Source organism: Ochrobactrum sp. Q0168, assembly GCF_016427605.1.
Lineage (GTDB): Bacteria > Pseudomonadota > Alphaproteobacteria > Rhizobiales > Rhizobiaceae > Brucella.
In genome coordinates, this window is record NZ_JAELXQ010000002.1 from 617,992 (window position 1) to 636,717 (window position 18,726).

The following is an 18,726-nucleotide window of genomic DNA, read 5'->3' on the forward strand; positions in this document are numbered from 1 at the left end:
CCAGAATTACAAAAGCCGCCCTTCGGGGCGGCTTTTTTATTTCACTTCTTCGCATCGAAGATTTTGAAACCTTCCGCTTCTTCCAGTGTCGTCACCGACTTGAACAGGCCCTTGAGCATGACCTCATAGGGCAGCTGCCGGTTGGCGACCATCAGAAGACGACCGCCGGGTTTGAGGCGTGACGCCGCAGCCGCGATAAAGCTCTGGCCAAGCGAAACATCCGTCACGCGCCCTTCGTGAAAGGGCGGGTTCATGATGACCGTGTCGTAAATGCCGGTCACCTTCTCGCTGGTAATGTCGAACCAGTTGAAGGAAATCGGCACCGACGCCCCCAGACGCTCCAGATTGCCGCGCGCGGCCTCCAGCGCCTCGTAATCGGCTTCAAACAGATCGATGGACTTGATGCGGTCGGCATATTTCAGGCTTTGCGCTGCAAGATAACCCCAGCCCGCGCCAAAATCTGCGACAGTGCCGAACACGATCTTTTCCATATGCGGCACCAGCAGCGCCGATCCCTTGTCGATCACGCCATGTGAGAACATGCCCGGCTCGGTGCGGAACACATCATCGATTGCGCTTTCCAGCGGACGCAGCGCAGCGATGAAATCATCGTCCAGATCGGCGGGGCGCTGAAGCCAGAAGGCCACCGCATGGTTCTTGGACAGGCGGTCGCTGATTTCAGCGATATTGCCAACCCATTTGCGGAAACTGTCGACGCCTAGCTTCTTGTCACCACAGACGACGATCCACCCGCCGGGCTGAACGCGCGCCAGAAGCTCGGAGAACCACGCCTCGTTGCGTCCACGGTGTTTTCCGAGCAGGAGTAGCCCGCCGTCAAAACGGCTCTCTGCGGCCAATCTGGGCTCTGCGCGAAAGCCTTCCTTGCTGAGCGCCAGAAAATCGGGACGCCATGGCTGCAGACAGGTCAGAACCTGTTTCCATTCGGGATCGAGAAGCCGGTCAGCGGAAAGGCCGCAGGCGAGGAAGGATTGCCCATCTTCGGGCATATCGAGAATGCCCTGTTCGAAGGGCAGAAAAAGTGTTTTCTGTGCCGGTGTCATCATGATCGTTCTTTACCCCGCAAGATCGCATCCGAAAAGTCCGCACGACCCCTATGGTTCCCTGGAAACAACAAAAAAGCGCGCCCGAGGGCGCGCTTTCCGATTTCACAAGCGATGCAGAGCTTATTCAGCGTCTGCTTCCGCCTTCTTTTCCTGGGCAACTTCCTTGCCGGTTTCCTGATCGACGACCTTCATCGACAGGCGAACCTTGCCGCGTTCGTCGAAGCCCATCAGCTTGACCCAGACCTTCTGGCCTTCCTTGACCACATCGGTGGTCTTGGCAACGCGGTCGGAAGCGAGCTGCGAGATGTGAACCAGACCGTCACGCGGGCCGAAGAAGTTCACGAAAGCGCCGAAGTCAGCGGTCTTGACGACCGTGCCTTCGTAGATTTCGCCGACTTCCGGCTCGGCAACAATCGAGTGAATCCACTTCTTGGCGGCTTCGATTTCCTTGCCGTTCGACGATGCGATCTTCACCGTGCCGTCGTCTTCGATGTTGATCTTGGCGCCGGTCTTTTCCACGATTTCGCGGATGACCTTGCCGCCCGAACCGATAACATCACGGATCTTGTCGGTCGGGATGTTCATCACTTCGATGCGCGGAGCGAATTCGCCGAGTTCTTCACGCGACGTGGACAGAGCCTTCGACATTTCTCCGAGGATGTGAACGCGACCGCCCTTGGCCTGTTCCAGAGCGACCTTCATGATCTCTTCGGTGATACCGTCGATCTTGATGTCCATCTGCAGCGAGGTGATGCCGTTTTCCGTACCGGCAACCTTGAAGTCCATGTCGCCGAGGTGATCTTCGTCACCGAGAATGTCGGAGAGAACGGCGAAGCGTTCGCCTTCCTTGATGAGGCCCATGGCGATACCGGCCACCGGACGGGCAAGCGGAACGCCTGCGTCCATCAGAGCCAGCGACGTGCCGCAAACCGTTGCCATCGAGGACGAACCGTTGGATTCGGTGATCTCCGAAACAGCGCGGATCGTGTACGGGAACTGCTCGGCGGCAGGCAGCATCGGATGGATAGCGCGCCATGCGAGCTTGCCATGACCGATTTCGCGACGGCCCGGCGAACCCATGCGACCGGTTTCACCAACCGAATAGGGCGGGAAGTTGTAGTGCAGCATGAAAGGCTGCTTGTAGGTGCCGGTCAGGGCGTCGATCATCTGTTCGTCTTCGCCGGTGCCGAGCGTGGCGACAACGATAGCCTGCGTTTCACCGCGGGTGAACAGAGCCGAACCGTGGGTGCGCGGCAGAAGGCCGACTTCCGAAACGATCGGACGAACGGTCGAAAGATCGCGACCGTCGATGCGGGTGCCGGTATCGAGAATGTTCCAGCGAACAATCTTGGCCTGCAGATGCTTGAAAATGGTCGCGAACTGTTCCGGCGACATTTCCGTTTCTTCCACGCCTTCCGGGAAGAAATGCGCCTTCGCCTTTGCCTTGGCGGCATCAACGGCGGCGTAACGGGCCTGCTTTTCAGTGATCTTGTAAGCGTCGCGCAGGTCGTTTTCGACAACGGCCAGCATCTTGGCTTCGAGGGCCGAGAGATCTTCCGGCTGGAAGTCGCGCGGTTCCTTGGCAGCAACTTCAGCAAGCTTGATGATTGCTTCGATGACCGGCTGGAAGCCCTTCTGGCCGAACACGACGGCGCCGAGCATGACTTCTTCGGAAAGTTCCTGTGCTTCGGATTCAACCATCAGCACGGCTTCCGACGTACCGGCGACAACCAGATCGAGCTTCGATTCCGGCATTTCGTCGATATTCGGGTTCAGAACATATTCGCCATTGATGTAGCCGACGCGCGCGCCGCCGATCGGGCCCATGAAAGGCACGCCCGAAATGGTGAGCGCGGCGGAAGCGGCAACCATCGACAGAACGTCCGGATCGTTTTCCAGATCGTGCTGGACGACAGTGATGACAACCTGCGTGTCGTTCTTGTAGCCGTCAACGAAGAGGGGACGGATCGGACGGTCGATCAGGCGCGAAACGAGGGTTTCGTTTTCGCTCGGACGGCCTTCACGCTTGAAGTAACCGCCGGGGATCTTGCCGGCAGCATAGGTCTTTTCCTGATAATTGACCGTCAGCGGGAAGAAATCCTGGCCCGGCTTCGGTTCCTTGGCAGAAACGACAGTCGCCAGAACGACGGTTTCACCATAGGTTGCGAGAACTGCGCCGTCAGCCTGACGGGCGATCTTGCCGGTTTCGAGCGTGAGCGGACGACCGCCCCATTCGATTTCCACTTTGTGGGTATTGAACATATCTTGTCCTCATAGGGAGACGCCGCGCAAGGCGCTAAGGCATCTCCGTGGTTGGCGGACACGCCACGGGCAAGACAACGGGAAGCTCAGCCTGATAGTATGATCTTGTCCGAAAACCGGTTCCCACTTTTCGGGATCATACTTTTCCGGGGTATTCTCTCATCCGAAAAGTCTGCAACTTTTCGGGATATACCCGCCGAACTACCTGCAATCCTGCCCCATGACTGGTCCATGTCATGAGCCTTTTCGGCTCTCGGGCAACCCGATCCGGGCTTGTTGGTCCGGGGCGGGAAATAAGGGCACATGCCCTATTCTTCGCATTATCCGACGCAAACCGCTTCGCGCCTTTGCTGGACATGCTTTCAAAATCAAACGGGCGACGTTCAGCACGTCGCCCGATTTACCGTTAACGGCGCAGGCCGAGACGGCTGATCAGCGCCTGGTAGCGCGCTGCGTCCACGCCCTTGACATAGTCAAGAAGACGGCGGCGCTGCGAAACCAGCTTCAGAAGGCCGCGACGCGAATGATTGTCATTCTTGTGGCCCTTGAAGTGTTCGGTGAGGTTGGCGATACGCTCGGAAAGAACGGCAACCTGAACTTCAGGAGAACCGGTGTCGCCTTCCTTGGTGGCGTATTCCTTGATAAGTGCTTGCTTGCGCTCAGCAGTAATCGACATCGTACACCCTTTCTTGATGAGAGGAAAAACAGACGCCCAGGCCGGGATGTCGTCCAGCGCGGGCCAAGTTACACGATCTGATCTGCATTTCTGCGGGATCGCTGTTGGGGCATATAGTGCAAAAACGGCAAGAATACCAGCATCAAATATGCCCCAGCAATTGCCAGAACTTTCTAGGTAGCCGTGAAAACCCGCTTCGGCTTGAACTGACCATGCTCGATATAGCCGATGGCGAGCAGTTTTCCGCGCGCCGTGACACAGGCTTCATCGGCTTCCAGCGGGGCGTCGCGGCCCCGCAGGATAACCGGGTTGCCAAGACGAACACGCTGCGCCTGATCGTCGGTCAGCGGCACCTGCGGCAGGCAGTCAAGCGCTGCGCCCGTATCGATCACCAGCGCATCGAGGCCGGAAAAATCGCGGCGCGGCGCAGGTTCGACCCCATTGCCATCCTCGTCCTTCGGCGGCAGCGGCGGCCAGACGGCTTCCAGTTCCGAAAGCGTGACAAAGTCTTCTTCCGTAAATGGCGCGACCTCGATGCGGCGCAGGTCAGAAATATGACCGAAGCAGCCAAGATCGCGGCCCATGTCGCGCGCCAGCGAGCGCACATAGGTGCCCTTGGAGCACTCCACTTCAAACGAGGTGCGGTTATCGTCGTGGAATTCGACGATCTCCAGACGGTCAATCTCGACTTCACGCGCCGGAATCTCAACCGTTTCGCCTTCACGGGCCAGATCATAGGCGCGCTCGCCGTCGATCTTGATGGCCGAGAACTGCGGCGGGATCTGCGAGATGACGCCGGTATAGTTCGGCAGCAGGGCCTCGACCTCTGCCCGCGACGGGCGCTTGTCGGAGGTTCTGGTGGGCTGGCCTTCCAGATCGTCGGTCGAGCGTTCTTCGCCCCAGGTCACCGTGAAACGATAGACCTTGGTTCCGTCCATGACATAAGGCACGGTCTTAGTGGCTTCACCCAGAGCAATGGGCAGCATGCCGGATGCGAGCGGGTCGAGCGTACCGGCGTGACCGGCCTTCTCGGCGTTGAACAGCCACTTGATCTTCGAGACCGCTTCGGTCGATCCCATACCTTTCGGCTTGTCGAAAATGACCCAACCGGAAACCGGACGGCCTTTTTTCTTACCCCGTCTTGCCATGCTTTATTCGTCTCCATTGCGGGAGGTTTCATCCTCGCCGTCTTCATCGTCATGCGAAAGATCGCGCGCCACTTCCGGCGAACGCAGGAGGGCGTCGATCTTCGAAAAATTGTCGAAACTCGTGTCGGAGCGAAAGCGGAACTCCGGCATGTATTTCATCTGGCCAAGGACCGGCGCCATGCGTCCGCGAATGAATTTCGCGTTTGCGGCCAATGCCTTGACGATTGCTTGCGGATCAACATTGCCAAGTGGCATGATGAAACAGGTGGCGATCTTCAGATCGGGCGACATGCGCACTTCCGAAACGGAAATGACGGTGCGCTCGAGCAGATCGTCACGGATTTCACCGCGCTGCAGCAATTGCGCCAATGCATGACGCACCTGTTCGCCAACGCGAAGCTGGCGCTGGGAAAGGCCGCCTGAGCCTTTCGGGTCCGGAGAACGTGCCATAGCTATATCCTCGATAAACAGCCACCAACCGGTATTCAGCCCCGTAGGCTGTCCGACAACATGACTTTAAAATTATGGGCGTAACTTACCACAATTCAGATGGGAGTCAGACCCTCGGAACCGGGCAATGAAAAAGCCGGACCGTCCCTAGCGGACGGTCCGGCCAAAGCTATTAGAGCGTGCGCGAAACGTGTTCGACGCGGAACGCTTCGATCGTGTCGCCTGCGCGAATGTCGTCATAGTTTTCGAACGCCATACCGCATTCCTGGCCCATCGGCACTTCCTGCACTTCGTCCTTGAAGCGCTTGAGCGTCTTGAGCTTGCCTTCGTGGATGACCACGTTGTCGCGAATGAGGCGAACGCCTGCACCGCGTTCAACCTTTCCGTCAACAACCCGGCAACCGGCAACCTTACCGACCTTGGTGATGTTGAAGACTTCGAGAATCTCAGCATTACCCAGGAAGGTTTCGCGGCGTTCTGGCGACAGGAGGCCCGACATCGCTGCCTTCACATCATCGATCAGATCGTAGATGATGTTGTAGTAGCGAATTTCGATACCCTGCTGTTCGGCGGCGTCGCGTGCCTGCTTGTTGGCGCGAACGTTGAAGCCGATGATCGCAGCATTGGAGGCTTCGGCCAGCGACACGTCGCTTTCCGTGATACCACCAGCGCCCGAATGGACGATGCGTGCGCGCACTTCGTCGGTGCCGAGCTTGTCGAGAGCCGAAATAATTGCTTCGACCGAACCCTGCACGTCACCCTTGATGACAAGCGGGAATTCCTTCAGGCCATTCACCTGAAGCTGGCTCATCATCTGTTCGAGCGAACCGCGTGCGCCGGACTGGCGTGCAACAGCCTTGTCGCGGGCCAGACGTTGACGATATTCGGCGATTTCACGCGCCTTGGCCTCATTGGCGACCACGGCAAAGCGGTCGCCCGCCTGCGGCGTGCCCTGAAGGCCCAGAACCTCAACCGGCATAGCAGGACCGGCTTCCTTCACATGCTCGCCATGGTCGTTGACCAGTGCGCGCACGCGGCCCCATTCGCTTCCGGCGACGAGAATGTCACCGGGATGCAGCGTACCGGTCTGAACCAGAACGGTTGCGACCGAACCACGGCCACGATCAAGCTGGGCTTCAACGACAACACCTTCGGCAGTACGCTTCGGATCCGCCTTGAGATCAAGGATTTCAGCCTGCAGCAGAACTGCTTCGAGCAGCTTGTCGAGGTTGATCTTGTTCTTGGCCGACACCTCCACGTCGAGCACTTCACCGCCCATGGATTCCACGAAGACATCGTGTTGCAACAGGGCAGTGCGAACCTTCTGCGGATCGGCAGTTGGCTTGTCGATCTTGTTGATCGCCACAATGATCGGAACACCGGCTGCCTTGGCATGGTTGATCGATTCAATCGTCTGCGGCATCACGCTGTCATCGGCAGCCACCACGAGAATGGCAATGTCAGTCGCCTGCGCGCCGCGGGCACGCATTGCGGTAAACGCAGCGTGGCCCGGCGTATCGATGAAGGTGATCTTCTGGCCGTTCTGTTCGACCTGATAAGCACCGATATGCTGGGTGATGCCACCGGCTTCGCCCGACACCACATTGGCGTGACGGATTGCATCGAGCAGCGAGGTCTTGCCGTGATCGACGTGACCCATGATGGTCACGACCGGAGGACGGGAAACCAGTGCTGCCTCGTTGTCGGCAACGTTGAAGATACCTTCTTCGACGTCCGATTCTGCAACGCGCTTGACGGTGTGGCCAAATTCTTCAGCAATGAGCTGCGCCATATCGGCGTCGATCACGTCGCCCGGCTTCATCATCTGCCCCTGCTTCATCAGGTATTTGATGATGTCGACCGAACGCTCGGTCATGCGCTGTGCGAGTTCCTGAAGCGTAATGGTTTCAGGCACGGTCACTTCGCGAGAGATCTTCTCGCGGGTTTCCTGCATCTGCGAACGCTTGAACTTTTCCTGACGGCGACGCATGGCCGACAGCGAACGCGAACGACCTTCGTCTTCCAGATTGCTGGAGATCGTCAGCTTGCCGCGACGGCGATCGTCTTCCGTCTTGACCACCTTCGGTGCGCGCACTTCCGGCTTGGCCGGTGTGCCACGACGGGCCGCCATCGGGCTGCCGCCACGACGATCATCGTCATCGCCGGACTGGCCCGCCTTGCGAAGCTGGCTCTGCGGGAGCGGCTTGCCCGGTCCGGGAGCGGCTTCTGCCAGAGAAGGCACTGGACGCGGCGCACCCGACTGCGGACGATTGCCCTGCGGACGGCCAGCATGCTGCGGGCGGTTGCCCTGCGGCGCGCCACGCGAATCGTCGCGACGCTCGGTGCGCTGTTCGCCGCGTGCTTCCGGCTGCGGAACGCGCTTGGCCGCTTCTTCCTCAGCCTTGCGACGGGCTTCAGCCTCGGCCTTGACGCGTGCTTCTTCCTCAGCCTGACGGCGTGCGGATTCTTCACGTTCCTTGGCGCGGCGTGCATCTTCTTCGGCGCGACGCTTGGCGTCTTCGACGGCACGCGCGCGTTCTTCGACTTCACGCACCTGCGCTTCTTCAAGCGCGCGGCGGCGTGCGTCCATTTCGGAGCGCGAGAGCGTGTTCAGCACCATGCCGGAGCGATCGGTCGGGCGCGGACGCGGAGCCTGCTGGTTGGGACGCTGCTGCACAGGCCGCTGCTGTTGCTGCGCAACATGCGGCTTTGAAACCGGGGCTGCGGCAGCAGGCGCTGCAGGCGCCTTCGGCTGAGCAGCAGGCGCAGCGGAGGCCGCGGCAGGCTTTGGAGCCGCCGCTTCCGCTTCCGGCTTGTCGTCCGGGCGCGAGAACTTGCGCTTCTTGGTTTCAACGACGACAGCCTTGGTGCGGCCGTGGCTGAAATTCTGGCGCACGGTGCTCTGCTCGACGCCCGGCCGCTTCATGGTCAGGGTCTTCTTGGGGGTGACGCCCAGCGTCTTGTCGTCGTTTGTGTTATCGCTCATTACGTTCCGTTTCCTTCGCGGCTCCGGCCGCTCTACTCGAGCATTATCCAACGCGACCTGGTCGGGTTGGATAATGCTCCAGTCATCCACTTCCTCGCATAATCCAGTATGAGGCCTGCCAGCCTCCGGGATCATGCTCTAATGCGAGTCCGTCGCGCTTTCACCGCGATAGCGATGCAGCAATTGCGCCCGCTTTACGAACCCGACAGCCGCCTTTCCTTCAAGCACGGCTGCATGTATCACATTTCCGCCCCCAAATGCCAAATCCATTTCTTCTCCCGTAAAAAGGGTGAAGGCGGGGATTTCGGGGCCATCAAGATGCACCACGGCGCGCCTTGCCTGATCGAGCTTGCGCACACCATCGGCTGCGGCTTCCGTCGCATGCAGCACCATGGCGGCGGCACCCGTGCGGATCGCCTGATCCACCTTGGTCGAACCCGTCACCACGGCACCAGCCTTGCGGGCCAAGGCCAGACTGCCCAGAGCGGATTTCGTCAGCAGCTGGTCCACCAGCGCGCCAAGATCTGCCTGCGGCGTCACGTCTTCCTTCAGCGCCCGCGCAAAAAGCTTGCGCTTGATCGCTTCATCCACCAGACGGCGCTCGGCCTTGACCCAGCACCCCCTGCCTGGCAGGTTTCTTTTCAAGTCCGGCACCACGGAACCGTCTGGCCCTGCCACAAAGCGGATCATGTCATCGGCAGAACCGCTTTCGCGCGTGACGATACAGGTTCTGTCATTCATATCCGGCTCCACGCAAACTCCCGCTCTGCCATATACGGACTTGTACTCAACTTCAAAACTGGCAACGCTTCCGCCGCTTTGTTCTCAAATCAGGCGGTTTGTAACCTCACCCGACATATCAAACGCAACGCGTGGCGCTGTACCAGAGCCGGGGCCTCGCCACAACCCGAAACGTCGCGGAAAGCCCACTGAAACCCGATCAGCCTTACCGAAACCGGCAAATGAGACCCATTTCTGGCATCACATCAATTGTTGGAGCGGTTTCAATTTCATTGAGCCGCTCCATTTTTTGTCTTTCCGCATCGCCGGGCGCAAAACCGCTTCGCACTTTTGCTGGAGATGCTCGAGGCCGCATAGCTTACGCCTGAATTGCTTCAGACGTAAGAACCCATGCGGCCCCAGAACTTTTCAGCGCTTCTTACGAAGCAGCTTCTTCTTCACCGGCTTCAGCCTCGACTTCCGCTTCGGCTTCTTCCTGAGCGGCTGCTGCCAGCTCTTCTTCCGTGATCCAGCCAGCCTTGAGGCGGGCAGTCAGGATCATCTGTTCGGCATCGACGCGCGAAACATCGAAGGACGAGAGAATGCCGCTATGAGCGACAGTGTCGCCATCCTTGCGCTCACGCCAGCCGACGAGATCGTCAACAGCGTAACCGGCAAAGTCTTCGATCGACTTCACGCCGTCTTCACCGACAGCAACCAGCATGGCGGTGGTGAGGTTCGGCAATTCACGCAGTTCGTCTTCGACGCCCAGCTCCTTGCGGCGCGCATCCAGTTCACCTTCGAGGCGATCCAGATATTCACGGGCGCGCTGCTGGATTTCAGAAGCCGTATCGTCATCGAAACCGTCGATGGACGCGATTTCACCCGGCTCGACATAAGCCAGTTCTTCAATCGAGGCGAAGCCTTCGGAGGCCAGAACCTGACCGACCATTTCGTCGACGTCGAGGGCTTCCATGAACAGGTTCGAACGCTCGGTGAATTCCTTCTGACGACGTTCGGACTCTTCGTCCTCCGTCAGAATGTCGATGTCCCAACCGGTGAGCTGCGATGCGAGGCGGACATTCTGGCCGCGACGACCGATCGCAAGTGATAGTTGGTCATTCGGGACGACAACTTCAATACGTTCCGCATCTTCATCGAGAACAACCTTGGCAACTTCAGCAGGCTGAAGCGCGTTGACGATGAAGGAAGCCGCATCAGGCGACCACGGAATGATGTCGATCTTTTCGCCCTGAAGTTCAGCCACAACGGCCTGAACACGCGAACCGCGCATACCAACGCAGGCGCCGACCGGGTCGATGGACGCATCGCGCGAAACCACGGCGATCTTGGCGCGCGAACCCGGATCACGGGCGACGGACTTGATCTCGATGATGCCATCATAAATTTCCGGCACTTCCATGGTGAAGAGCTTCGCCATGAACTGCGGATGGGTGCGCGACAGGAAAATCTGCGGGCCACGCTGTTCGCGACGCACGTCGTAAACATAGGCGCGGATACGGTCGCCATAGCGGAAAGCTTCGCGCGGGATCAGTTCATCACGGCGTACGATGGCTTCGCCACGGCCCAGATCCACGATCACATTGCCATATTCGACGCGCTTCACGGTGCCGTTAACGATTTCGCCAACGCGGTCCTTATATTCGTCAAACTGGCGGTCGCGCTCGGCTTCGCGCACTTTCTGCACGATGACCTGCTTGGCGGATTGGGCAGCGATACGACCGAAATCCATCGGCGGCAGCTGGTCGGCGATGAAGTCGCCGATCTGCGCATCCGGGTTGCGGTCACGTGCGGTGAACAGCGAAATCTGCGTGGCGTAGTCTTCGACATTCTCGACCACTTCGAGCAGACGCTGAAGCTTGATCTCGCCGGACTTCGCATTGATGTCGGCGCGGATATTGCTTTCCTGACCGTAACGCGAACGCGCTGCCTTCTGGATCGCATCGGCCATGGCCGCAAGAACGATCTCGCGGTCAATCGACTTCTCGCGTGCGACCGCATCGGCGATCTGCAGAAGTTCCAGCCTGTTAGCACTGACTGCCATAGGTCTCTCCTTGGTGTCGCACCCGGCTTCTCCTTGCGCCGAATGCCTGAAACTTGTTTCGTCGGCTTATTTCTCGTCAGCCGTATCTTCTGTCGCCGCCTCTTCCGGCGCATCACCCAGATCATCTCCGGGGATGCGGCCTTCGCGAAGGGCCTTGTCCTTGCGCAGCGCATCACGGATTAGATCGTCGGTCAGAACCAGACGCGCATCCGAAATCACGTCGAAGGGAATGCGCACGACCGGTTCATTGCCGTAAGACACCTGATCGCTTTCGATCACCACGGTCTCGGCATCGCCCAGCACGATACGACCGCGGAATTTCTTGCGGCCTTCATGTATGATGGAAGTTTCCACCTTGGCGATATGGCCTGCCCAGTCGGCGAAATCCGACTTGCGCACCAGCGGACGATCAATGCCCGGCGACGAGATTTCCAGATGATACTTGCCGCTGATCGGGTCCTCGACATCGAGCACCGGCGCGACCGTGCGGCTGACCAGCTCGCAATCGTCGACGGTCATCGTGCCGTCGGGACGCTCGGCCATGATCTGCAAGGTCTGGCCATTGAGACCGGATAGCCGCACGCGCACAAGACGAAAGCCTAGCGTATTGAGCACCGGCTCAACAATGCCTGCCACTTTCGCGTCGATGCCCGTTTCGCGAATGATGCGCTCATCCGCAGCCACTTCCGGCGTCTCTGCTTCGTTTGCCTGAACCTGTTCCGTCAACTCTAAACCTCTCGAAGGGGTCGAAAAACCTCTATTTCTCAGCTCCAAGTAACAAAAAAGAGCGGGACCGGACGGACCCACTCTTGTTCGTTCGACCAAGAATTTGAGAGATATATACCAGCGGAAGCGGATTTTTTCAAGTCCCGCTTCGGTCATGAAATTCAACGTCGGATAAATGTCAGATAGGCAGCCTTGCGGCCCTCACGGAAGGCCTTTGCCTCATAGCGCGTTCCGGGCCAGCCCTCATAGGCCTCGTTCCAGTCCGACGGCCCTTCCGCCTGCCAGTCGAAAGCATCGTGACGACGACAATGCTGCAGCGTCCAGTTCACATAATGTTCGATATCCGAAGCGAAACGGAATTTTGCACCGGGTTTCAAAACGCGGGCAAAGCGATCCAGATTGGCGTCGCTGACAAAACGGCGCTTCCAGTGACGGCGCTTGTGCCACGGATCGGGATAGAACAGGTCGATACCGGATAGCGATGCATCGGGCAGCCAGTCGAGAACCGCCGTCGCGTCCTCATCGTAAAGCCGCATATTGGGGCGCGGCTCCTGATCGAGCGCCGCCAGCATCTTGGCCATGCCATTGACGAAAGGCTCGACGCCGATGAAACCCGTCTGCGGATAGCGGCCCGTTTCATGATGGAGATGTTCGCCGCCGCCAAAGCCGATTTCCATGCGCACGGCATCAACCGCCACGGGGAACAGCGCGCGCAGGTCCTCCGGCGCAGGCTTGGCAAGGTCGAGCTTCAGCTCGGGCAGAAGGTCCTCGAACAGGTTCCGCTGATGGCTGCGCAACGGCTTGCCGTGACGACGGCCAAAAAAGTTTCCGGCACCGCGCAGAGGATGGGTTTCTTCGGTCATGTTTTATCCGTCGGCCTGCAAATGCAGTTTAACAACACAAACAAAGAGCGCGATTTGAAATCGCGCTCTCTGAATTCTGCCCGGACACATAACGCCTAGCGCTCTGTGATGCAACTTTTGCTCTCGCCGCTCTGCCATTTAAAGCCTGAATCAAAAAGCGGCATGTGTGTGCGAAAATGGTGATTTTCGAGTACCGGAGCGGAGCGTACTTAAGGTACGTGAGCACCGGAAGCCTCGCATAATCCCGAAAAGTTGCAGACTTTTCGGTTCAGATTATGCGAATGCTAATCTCAAATTGCCATTTGCAGCCACACAGGGCACTTTTGGAACAGGCTTTAAGCGACGGATGCCTTCAAAGCCTTCGTAAGATCGGTCTTCTCCCAGGAGAAGGAACCGTCACGGCCCGGCTTGCGGCCGAAATGACCGTAAGACGAGGTCTTGGCATAGATCGGCTTGTTGAGGTCGAGATGCTTGCGGATACCCGTCGGCGACAGGTCCATCACTTCACGGAGCGCTTCTTCAACAGCGGCTTCCGCAACCTTGCCTGTGCCATGCAGATCGACATAGACCGACAGCGGCTGTGCAACGCCGATGGCGTAGGAAAGCTGGATCGTGCAGCGGTCGGCAAGATTGGCCGCCACGACATTCTTGGCCAGATAACGCGCAGCATAAGCAGCCGAACGGTCAACCTTGGTCGTGTCCTTGCCGGAGAATGCGCCGCCGCCATGCGGAGCCGCACCGCCGTAAGTGTCGACGATGATCTTGCGGCCGGTCAGGCCAGCATCGCCGTCCGGGCCGCCAATGACGAATTTGCCGGTCGGGTTGATGTACCAGTTGCAGTTGGCAGCAATCGGCAGATCGCCCAGCGCATCGCGGATATAAGGCTCGACAACCGAACGGACCTTCTTGGAATCCCAGCTGGCGTCGAGATGCTGCGTCGAGAGCACGATCTGCGTGACTTCCGCAGCCTTGCCGTTTTCGTAGCGTACCGTGACCTGGCTCTTGGCGTCCGGGCCAAGCTTGCCCGCATCGCCTTCGCCCTTATGGCGCGCTTCGGACAGCTTTTCGAGAATCTTGTGCGAATAATAGATCGGGGCAGGCATCAGATCGGGTGTTTCGCGGCAGGCATAGCCGAACATGATGCCCTGATCGCCGGCGCCTTCTTCGCCCTGACGGTCGGCAGCATTGTCCACGCCCTGCGCAATATCGGCGGACTGCGGATGCAGAAGCACGTCGATCTTCACTGTCTTCCAGTGAAAGCCGTCCTGCTCGTAGCCGATTTCGCGGATCGCCTTGCGCGCTGCCGAACGGAAGCGGGCAGGATTGATCAGCGGATGGCCAGCGGCGTCCTTGGCGATCGAGCCGTCCTTGTTCTTCTTCAGGAAAGTCTCCGGCACGCGGACTTCGCCGGCAATCACCACGCGATTGGTGGTGGCAAGCGTTTCACAGGCAACACGGACAGACCACGGATCCACGCCGGTGCGGCGCGCTTCCTTATAGATCATGTCGACGATTTCATCGGAGATGCGGTCGCAAACCTTGTCCGGGTGTCCTTCAGACACAGATTCGCTGGTGAAGAGATAAGAACTGCGCGACACGGGTAACCCCTCTTGAAAATCCAACGGAGAACATCTCCGCCTAGGAAACACAGTAGCGCCCGGAACTTTCCGGGCGCGCCAAAGTGTTAGCGAAGTTAGGATCGAACCGTCAATGCATTTTCGTATCGCGACAGGGCGCAGCCGGAAAAATTCATTCCCACGGTCGCAAAAGCCACCGTCAAAAGGAGAAAAAGGCGAATAAACCGCCGAAATGCAGGGTGTAACAGCGGATTGCTTACTCGGCGTCAGCAGCCAGAGACTTCACCAGATCGATGATTTTGCGGCGTACTTTCGGATCTGAAATCTTCGTGAACGCGCGGGTAAGCTGGACGCCTTCATTGGAATTCAGGAAATCGACCACATAGGTCGCTTCATTATCCTCGGCAAAACCCTCCTGGCCGACAGGGTTCGATCCCGGTGCATCTTCGAAGAAAAAGGAAACCGGAACGTTGAGAATGGCGGATATCGCCTGAAGGCGGCTGGCGCCGACGCGATTAGTGCCCTTCTCGTATTTTTGAATCTGCTGAAACGTGATGCCCAGATTCTCGCCAAGCTTTTCCTGACTGAGGCCCAGCATATTGCGACGGAGACGAATGCGGCTGCCGACATGGACGTCGATTGGGTTGGGCTTCTTTTTATTCTCAATCATACAGCTGTCACTCCTCGCGGCTGCGAGCTTTCATTCATGTACTGTTCATCGGAACAGGGATAACATCACGTTGTGGGAGGTAGTCTGACGCGTTTCGCACGATTTCGCACGTGGCAACCGTCACCGCGCCGGTATAACATCTTAACAAAATTGCCGTGTCAATGAAAACGCCTGCGGAATGACACCCTGAAAGCAGCGTTGACAACGAGTAAGGTTAACAGGATCGAAATCGTCTGTTTCGCTCCAGGAGCGGTGCCCCAAAATGGTGCACGAGCTGACGGTAGGGAAGCATCGATAACGCCAACCGCGTCCAGCGCAAGGCCCTCAGTGATTCGACCGTAAGAATCCGTTACCGCCGAAAGCCCGTTATTGGCCGCGCGCACCAGCGGCAGGCCCTGCTCGACAGCGCGAACCTGCGCCTGCCTGAAATGCTGGTAGGGCCCCGGCGTGTCGCCGTACCAGGCATCATTTGTAACATTGATGATGGCGTTGGGCGCGCTCGACTGCGCGCCGGAAAAACCAAGCTCGTCCGGGAAAATCGCTTCGTAGCAGATAAGCGGCAGAAACGTCTGCCCCGGCCTGACATTCAAAAGACGCCGCGACGAACCGGCGGTAAAGCCGCCCGGCATTTCGACCACTTCCTGAAGCCCCAGACTGCGCAGAAAGCTTTCGAACGGCAGATATTCGCCAAACGGAACAAGATGCACCTTGTCGGCGGCATCCGTAATCTCACCGCGGTCATTGATCGTATAGATGGAATTATAATAGCGCGGCTCGCCATTGCCTACCGCCTTCTCCTCGCGTACGGCCCCGGTCAACAGCACCTGACCGTCCTGCAATGTATTGCCGATCTGGGCCAGCGCTTCCGGCGTCGACGTCAGAATATAGGGCACTGCGGTTTCAGGCCAGATGATGACATCGGGCTTCGGCTTGCCGTCGGCGGGTGTTTGCGCCGTCAAAGCAATCAACTTGTCGAAGATCGAGCGCCGTTCGGCATTGTCCCATTTGAGGCTCTGTGCGATCGAGGGCTGCACGATGCGGATATTGACCATGCCCTTCTCATCGCTGACGGCGGGCGCCTGGGACAAGGTCCACGCGCCAAAGCCGACATGGGCTGCGGCCAGAAGGATGGCGAGAGCGATACCGCTTCTCGCAAACCGTCCGCCGATCAGCAAGGCGGGCGATGCGAAGATGAACACGGCCAGCGCGCTCATGCCGACAAGGCCAACCACGGCGACCGACTGCATCAGCACGGGCACCGGCATCGCCGCATAGCCGATGGCGCTCCACGGAAAACCGGTCAGCAGGAAGGTGCGCAACCATTCCGCAAGCGCGAAACCGAAGGCGAGCGCAAAAATACGCCCCAGCCCGTCGGACCAGAAGATGCGCGCAGCCATGGTCGCGAAGGCATAGAAAATCGCCAGAAAGGCAGGCAGGCCCAGAACGGCCAGCGGCAGAGCCCAGGCGAACTGGTCTGCATCGACCAGAAGGGCCGTCCCGATCCACCAGAGGCCGGAGACGAAATAGCCGAAGCCGAACCACCAGCCGACCATTGCGGCGGGCAGAACACGACGGATCGGACCTGCATCGGCGCGCGCCAAAGCGCCGTCGATCAGCCAGACAAGGATCGGAAAGGAAACGAAACCGGCAATGAAGAGATCAAAGGGCGGCTGGGTCAAGGTCGCGAACGCGCCACTCAAAAAAGCGGCCAGCGCACGACGCCAGCCGCTCGAAAGAATGATCCTGCCCGCAAGCCTTTCGATCATCAGGCCTCTTTGAAGGTTTCAGTGCCTTCGACCGTAGCCGGTGACTGCGCTTCAGGCTTAGTGGTGACGACGGCGTGCTGCTCGCTGCGGTGGTCCGCAGCGGAAAGCGGCACGATGCGCACCTTCTTCACGCGGCGCGGATCGACTTCCAACACGTGGAATTCGTAGCCCGGCACAGCCTGCACCACCTCGCCGCGAACCGGAATCCGACCCAATACGGAAAAGATCAGGCCGCCAACCGTGTCGACATCCTCGCCATGCTCGCCCACCTCGAAAGAGGGGCCGATCTTGGCGGCAAATTCGTCCAGATCGGCACGCGCATCGACGACGAACACGCCATCGGCTTCCTCGGCGATCATGATTTCTTCGTCGTCATGCTCGTCTTCAATATCGCCGACCACCATTTCGACAATGTCTTCCAGCGAGACAAGACCATCGGTGCCGCCATATTCGTCGATGACCAGCGCCATCTGGATATGGGTTGCCTGCATGCGCGCCATCAGGCCGCTTGCCATCATCGACGGCGGCACGAACAGCACCTTACGCGTGAGATCAAGCTCGCCAATCGTCTTGGTGAGATCGACGCGGCTCATATCGAATTTCGGCGGCGTTGCCGTCGCAGACGTCTCGGTCACCGCACTGTTCGGTGTTTTCTGGCGCGCCTGACCGGTGATGAAATTCAGAACGTCGCGGATATGGATCATGCCGCGCGGGTCGTCCAGCGTTTCGGCATAGACCGGCATGCGGGAGTGGCCGGATTCCTCAAAGAGTTCCAGCAGTTCCCAAAGCGGCGTGGAAATTTCCACCGCCTCAACATCCGCGCGCGGAATCATCACGTCTTCGACGCGGATTTCACGCAGGCGCAGGATATTGTGCAGCATCGCCTTTTCTTCAGGCGAGAAAGCGGAATCCTGTTCGCTTGCCGTGCTTGACAGGGCATCGGCCAGATCTTCACGCAAGGAAGATTGCTGTCGTGAGCGGATGAAAGGGAAAATATTCGACAGAAGGGATCGCTTTTCGGCCACTACAGGCCGCTGCGTACTTTGCCCTTCGGCGTCTTGAGTCTCGCTGCGATTCTCGCCAGCGGACGGAGGTTGTGAGGTTTGATCAGTCATGGTCAATCGTTGTTAATGGTCTCTTGGGATACAGCATAAGGGTCAGGGATGGCAATAGCATGAAGAATCTCGACCTCGCGGCGTTCCATTTCCTCTGCTTCCTCGTCGGTTTCATGGTCGTATCCCAAAAGATGCAGGAATCCATGCACGACAAGATGCGAGAGGTGATGGTCGAGAGGCTTGCCTTCTTCAACCGCTTCGCGCTCCACGGTTTCGCGAGCGATGACGATATCGCCCAGCATCGGTCCCGGCTGCGCACCGGCCTTGACCGGAAAGGCAGGAAACGACAACACATTGGTTGGCTTGTCCTTGCCGCGCCATTCGGCATTCAGCGCCTGAATGGACGCATCGTCGGTAAAGACGACGCTCAACTCACTGTCGGCATCTTCCAGGGCAAGATTGGCCCATGCCGCTTCGACAGACTTTCTGACAAGTCCTTCGAGTGTTGTTTCATCCGGCCAGTTACCGGCTTCGATTGTTATATCGATATGGATCGCGTTGTCTGACACGTTCTGCGGCGGCTTCCCGTGACAGCAAGCCGCTTCGTCCTTTCAGTTGTTCGAAAGCCGTCTGCCCCAAAAAGGCAGACAGCTTTTTTGTAAATCGTCATTCCAACGATCGAATGCAAGTCCCTTGCA

Annotated in this window: 15 protein-coding genes; all 15 read right to left on the reverse strand. The window is 58.6% G+C overall.

Features of this window, described 5'->3' with window-relative positions; genetic code table 11:
• Positions 1–41: 41 nt before the first annotated feature.
• The 15 genes from JAU75_RS07180 to ybeY all read right to left on the reverse strand — a co-directional run bounded on the left by JAU75_RS07180 (position 42) and on the right by ybeY (position 18,597).
• Positions 42–1,064: a class I SAM-dependent methyltransferase gene (locus JAU75_RS07180; RefSeq protein WP_199055814.1), complete on the reverse strand. Its 1,023-nt coding sequence runs from the start codon at positions 1,062–1,064 to the stop codon at positions 42–44.
• A 120-nt stretch (positions 1,065–1,184) separates the two neighbouring features.
• On the reverse strand, positions 1,185–3,326 hold the full coding sequence (pnp, locus tag JAU75_RS07185) for a polyribonucleotide nucleotidyltransferase (protein ID WP_199055815.1): 2,142 nt from the start codon (positions 3,324–3,326) through the stop codon (positions 1,185–1,187).
• A gap of 406 nt (positions 3,327–3,732) precedes the next feature.
• Complete coding sequence (gene rpsO, locus JAU75_RS07190) at positions 3,733–4,002, reverse strand: 30S ribosomal protein S15 (protein WP_109370110.1); 270 nt, start codon at positions 4,000–4,002, stop codon at positions 3,733–3,735.
• A gap of 173 nt (positions 4,003–4,175) precedes the next feature.
• Entirely contained in the window at positions 4,176–5,150 is a 975-nt protein-coding gene (gene truB / locus JAU75_RS07195; RefSeq protein ID WP_199055816.1) for a tRNA pseudouridine(55) synthase TruB, read from the reverse strand.
• 3 nt (positions 5,151–5,153) lie between these two features.
• A complete protein-coding gene (gene rbfA / locus JAU75_RS07200; RefSeq protein ID WP_199055817.1) occupies positions 5,154–5,600 on the reverse strand; it encodes a 30S ribosome-binding factor RbfA in 447 nt (148 codons plus the stop codon).
• A 172-nt stretch (positions 5,601–5,772) separates the two neighbouring features.
• Positions 5,773–8,586 (reverse strand): translation initiation factor IF-2, encoded by a 2,814-nt coding sequence (gene infB / locus JAU75_RS07205; RefSeq protein WP_199055818.1) that lies wholly within the window; start codon positions 8,584–8,586, stop codon positions 5,773–5,775.
• Positions 8,587–8,724: 138 nt separating this feature from the next.
• Entirely contained in the window at positions 8,725–9,327 is a 603-nt protein-coding gene (locus JAU75_RS07210) for an RNA-binding protein (protein WP_199055820.1), read from the reverse strand.
• 418 nt (positions 9,328–9,745) lie between these two features.
• The gene (gene nusA, locus JAU75_RS07215) at positions 9,746–11,371 is read right to left on the reverse strand and encodes a transcription termination factor NusA (RefSeq protein WP_199055821.1); all 1,626 of its coding nucleotides are present in this window, start codon (positions 11,369–11,371) and stop codon (positions 9,746–9,748) included.
• A 66-nt stretch (positions 11,372–11,437) separates the two neighbouring features.
• Positions 11,438–12,097, reverse strand: a complete 660-nt coding sequence (gene rimP / locus JAU75_RS07220) for a ribosome maturation factor RimP (RefSeq protein ID WP_199055822.1) — start codon at positions 12,095–12,097, stop codon at positions 11,438–11,440.
• 161 nt (positions 12,098–12,258) lie between these two features.
• Positions 12,259–12,960, reverse strand: a complete 702-nt coding sequence (locus JAU75_RS07225) for a tRNA (guanosine(46)-N(7))-methyltransferase TrmB (RefSeq protein ID WP_199055823.1) — start codon at positions 12,958–12,960, stop codon at positions 12,259–12,261.
• 335 nt (positions 12,961–13,295) lie between these two features.
• Complete coding sequence (gene metK / locus JAU75_RS07230) at positions 13,296–14,558, reverse strand: methionine adenosyltransferase (RefSeq protein ID WP_199055824.1); 1,263 nt, start codon at positions 14,556–14,558, stop codon at positions 13,296–13,298.
• A gap of 235 nt (positions 14,559–14,793) precedes the next feature.
• Positions 14,794–15,207 (reverse strand): helix-turn-helix domain-containing protein, encoded by a 414-nt coding sequence (locus tag JAU75_RS07235; RefSeq protein WP_078337717.1) that lies wholly within the window; start codon positions 15,205–15,207, stop codon positions 14,794–14,796.
• A 158-nt stretch (positions 15,208–15,365) separates the two neighbouring features.
• A complete protein-coding gene (lnt, locus tag JAU75_RS07240) occupies positions 15,366–16,973 on the reverse strand; it encodes an apolipoprotein N-acyltransferase (protein WP_199055825.1) in 1,608 nt (535 codons plus the stop codon).
• On the reverse strand, positions 16,973–18,088 hold the full coding sequence (locus JAU75_RS07245) for a hemolysin family protein (protein WP_199055826.1): 1,116 nt from the start codon (positions 18,086–18,088) through the stop codon (positions 16,973–16,975). Before JAU75_RS07245 ends, lnt begins: the two co-directional genes overlap by 1 nt.
• A 2-nt stretch (positions 18,089–18,090) precedes the next feature.
• A complete protein-coding gene (gene ybeY, locus JAU75_RS07250; RefSeq protein ID WP_199055831.1) occupies positions 18,091–18,597 on the reverse strand; it encodes an rRNA maturation RNase YbeY in 507 nt (168 codons plus the stop codon).
• Positions 18,598–18,726: the final 129 nt, after the last annotated feature.